This is a genomic window from Nocardia sp. CC201C (genome assembly GCF_030010695.1).
Taxonomy (GTDB): Bacteria; Actinomycetota; Actinomycetes; order Mycobacteriales; family Mycobacteriaceae; genus Nocardia; species Nocardia otitidiscaviarum.
In genome coordinates, this window is record NZ_JASCXP010000561.1 from 1 (window position 1) to 3,734 (window position 3,734).

General features: G+C 67.1%; 4 protein-coding genes. 3 read left to right on the forward strand and 1 reads right to left on the reverse strand.

All coding sequences use genetic code 11. From position 1 onward, the window contains the following. Positions 1–176 precede the first annotated feature (176 nt). Positions 177–1,220: a fused (3R)-hydroxyacyl-ACP dehydratase subunits HadA/HadB gene (locus tag QK444_RS33990; RefSeq protein ID WP_282786116.1), complete on the forward strand. Its 1,044-nt coding sequence runs from the start codon at positions 177–179 to the stop codon at positions 1,218–1,220. Positions 1,221–1,284: 64 nt separating this feature from the next. Here the strand turns inward: QK444_RS33990 and QK444_RS33995 are convergent, their stop codons facing one another. Next, complete coding sequence (locus tag QK444_RS33995; RefSeq protein WP_282786117.1) at positions 1,285–2,736, reverse strand: DUF4185 domain-containing protein; 1,452 nt, start codon at positions 2,734–2,736, stop codon at positions 1,285–1,287. A 72-nt stretch (positions 2,737–2,808) separates the two neighbouring features. Between QK444_RS33995 and QK444_RS34000 the strand changes: the two genes are divergently transcribed. Both QK444_RS34000 and QK444_RS34005 read left to right on the forward strand, forming a co-directional pair. Further along, the gene (locus QK444_RS34000) at positions 2,809–3,126 is read left to right on the forward strand and encodes a hypothetical protein (RefSeq protein WP_282786118.1); all 318 of its coding nucleotides are present in this window, start codon (positions 2,809–2,811) and stop codon (positions 3,124–3,126) included. Between the two features lie 208 nt (positions 3,127–3,334). After that, positions 3,335–3,734 (forward strand): DUF4352 domain-containing protein (locus tag QK444_RS34005; RefSeq protein WP_282786119.1); only part of this gene is annotated, 400 nt, incomplete at its 3' end.

Sequence of the window (3,734 nt, forward strand, 5' to 3'; positions counted from 1 at the left end):
CGCGCAGCGGCCCGCACCGGGCGAATCGAATCCGGGTTCACGGCCGCGATGAACGTCACAAACACCTGGTCACCGGACCGACTCGCCGGTAGCATGGCCCGGATTGTCTGGGCCAGCTTCGACGGCGACATCGTCCGGCCCGCCAGGATTTCAGAAGTACAGGGAGTTGGTTCAACATGCCGGACACGGCAGAGGCGGCCACCGCCACCGCACTGGTCGGCCGGCACTTCCGGGTACGCGACCACTACGAGGTCGGCCGGGAGAAGGTCCGCGAATTCGCGCGCGCCGTGCGCAACGACCATCCGGCACACCACCACGAGGTCGACGCCCGCGAACTGGGCTACGAGGGCCTGCTGGCCCCCGCCACCTTCTCCTCGGTCATCGGCGCCGCCACCACCCGCTCCCTGATCGGCACGGTGCTCACCGAGTACGACCTGTCGCAGGTCCTGCAGACCGATCAGGTCTTCGAGTACCACCGCCCGATCCTGGCCGGTGACCGGCTGTCGGTGGACGTGGTCATCGATTCCATCCGCCAGTTCGGCGACAACGATTTCATCGTCGTCAAGGTGACGCTCAGCGACGCCCTCGGCCTGCCGGTGCTGATCTCCAACACCACCATCGTGGCCCGTCGCGGCGCGGATATCGACCCCGACATCGCCGACACCGTGGCGGGGCTGGTCATGCACGGCCATGTCGAGGACCCGGACTCCGGCGCGACCGACCCCAGTGGCCTCGTATTGCTGGACCTCGACGAGTTCGAGGCATTCCCGGCCCCGGCCGAGCCGCTACCGGTGCACACCACGCCGACCGCCGCCACGCTCACCCCCGGCACCGAGCTGCCCGCCGCCAAGGTGCCGGTGACCCGCGGCGACCTGGTCAACTACGCGGGCGTCTCCGGCGACCCGAACCCCATCCACTTCAGCGATGCCGCCGCCACGATGGCCGGGCTGCCGACGGTCATCGCGCACGGCATGCTCACCATGGGTCTGCTTGCCGGACAATTGGAGTCGTGGCTGGGCGATCCCGCCGCGCTCACCAAGTTCAGCGTGCGGCTGTCGGGCTTCGTCCCGGTCGAGCCGACCACCCCGGCCGTCATCGAGTTCACCGGCAAGGTGAAGTCGGTCGACGCCGATAACCGCACCGCCACCCTGATGCTCGGCGCGACCTGCGATGGCAAGAAGCTGTTCGGCCGCGCCATCGCCGAGGTGCGCCTGCGCTGAGCATGTCTCACCGCCGAGCACGTCTCACCGCTGCGCATGTCGCACGGCTGGCTCATGCACGCGGCTACCGCATGCGCGCGTGCATCAGGTAGACGTTGTAGTCGTTCCAGGTGGTGAGGGTGAAGTACAGGTCCTCGCCGGTGGACCACGGGTGGATGAATCCGCCGTACAGCTCCGGATATTGGAGCACCGTCGCCATCGGCGTGCTCGGCGACCAGACGCCCTGCGGTGAATTCGCCTCCCGCACCACGATGGCCGCCTTGGCGGTGTCGAGGTAGCTCATCTGCCACACCTCGCGCGCCGCGTCGTAGCGTACCGACAGCTCCCCGGCGGGAGCATCGACAATCGGTGTGGCGGAAGCGAATCCGCCCACCGGGGTCCAGGACCCGTCCCGCCAGTACTGGTAGGCGGTGGTGTTGAGCACCTGATCCTTGGGCACCCGCGCCAACCCGACCGCGCCGAGGCGGGTATTGGGCGTGCCGAACATGTACACGTGGTCGCCCTGCGGAACCATCGCCGTCACTTGGAAATTCGATATCCCGAAGATGTTGTCCCAGCGGGCGTGCGGATCCTTGGTCCAGGTTTCGCCGTGGTCGTCGGAGTAGGCGATACCGCCGTGGTTGGTGTGGAAGGTGCCGGGGACCGCATTCCAGGTGCGGATGGACATGTAGCTCATGTACTGCCGCTCCCCCAGGGCGAATCCGGAGGTGGGAATGGTCGTCATCTCGATATTGTCGAGTTTCTTGCTGCTCAGCAGTTCCGCCGCGTGGCAACGCGAATCCATGACCATGCGGTCGAAGGTGAGCCCGTCTGCCAGGTCGGTGTCGGTGCTGAAGGCGAGCACATTGCTGCGCCAGTCCTCACCGAAGCCACCCGGCGGATGGAAGTCGCGGCCGACGGTGTCGCCGAAGGCGATGGCGATCTCCCCCGGCGCGCTCTCCCACATGATGCCCAGGTCGGTGCCCTGCACCTGCCAGCGCTTGTCGGTGCGGTTGATGGAGGAGGCCCCGGTCAGCTTGGCGACCTCGCGGACCTGGGCCACGGCGGGCGCGGGTCGCGCGGCGGCCAGCGGGGCGGCCTCGATCACCGGTGTGACGGGCTCGGGGCCGGGAGGCGGTGGCGGGGTGTCCGGATTCGGGAAGGCGAAGTGGAAGGGCTGCGGCCGCAGCCTCAGCTCCGGAATGCCCAACTGCTCCAGCAGATTCGGCGGATCGACCGGCCCGTCGGTGAGATCCGGACACGGATTGGCGCACGGATCGGCGGGCAGTTCCATCCGCACCCGGGTCCGGTTCTCCTCCGGCGGCCCGGGATCCACGGTGACCACCGGATACGGAATCGGCACCTCGACCGTCTTCCCCAGCAGCCCTTCGTGTGTCGCCTTCGGATCGGTCACACACGGCCCGGTGCCCGCCACCGACCCCGGAGGCACCGCCTCGGCTGCGGGCCGATCCCCCCACACCAGCACCCCGGCCCCGCACACCACCGCCCCCACAGCCGCCAGCATCCGCTTGGCCATGCACCACCCTCTCGACATTCAGGTCATTTCGGGCACGAACAACTGCGGAGCAGAGTAATACAGTCGACGACTGTGTACGTGGAGAACATCACCGCCTCGCGAGCCCTGACGGCGGAACTCGCCGAGGCCGTGGCCGACAGCGCGAGCGGCTGCACCGCCCGTGTGACCATCAGCTGCCACGGCCGGAGCGTGCATCTCCCGGTGCTGCCCTGGGTCTGGGCGGAGCTGGACATCCACCCCGGCGACACGATCACGGTCACCTCCGGGAACGACCGTCGTCCGACGCACCCGGAGGACCGCCGCGCTTTGGGCGCCGTCGTCACGGCTCTGAGAGGCAATCGCACCCAAGAAATGGATCCCACAGCGGGCGATAAAGCTACGGCGCCGTAATCAATCCCGAAATTACCCCGACCCAATGCTGCCACCAAGCCCTTTACAGCACGAACAGCGCGGGCTTTTTCAACGAATTCCGATGCGCGGCAAGCGAATAGCAATTAACCCAGCGACATTTTCCACCATGAAGGATGCGCTTTCCACAGGTACAGTGCGGTGCCGTACCTGGTCTACTACCGCCAGGTCGGTTCGCAAAGGAGAAATTATGCGTAGGCTCGCTGTCGGCATCATGTTCGCCGCAGCCACGATTCTGGGGGCATCAGCCTGCGGAACAGACGACCTAGCCGTCACCAAGGCGGCCGCGCAGGAGCGCGACGACGTACAGATGACGGCGCACCCGGCACCGTTCGTGCCCAGTGTGCTGCACGACGGTTCGCCCGCCACCGCCGTGACGGTGATGGTCACCAATACGAGCCCGGACAAGGCGCTCGACGTGAATCCCTTGAACTTCTCGATCACCGACGCCGAGGGCATGAAGCACACTGTCGACCTGGGCTCGGCCGCCGATCAACTCGCGGTCACCGAATTGCAGCCCGGCGAGTCTGTGCAGGGTGTAATCGCGGCGGAGGGCGAGTTCGTCCCGGCGAAGGTGACGTTCTCCAAGA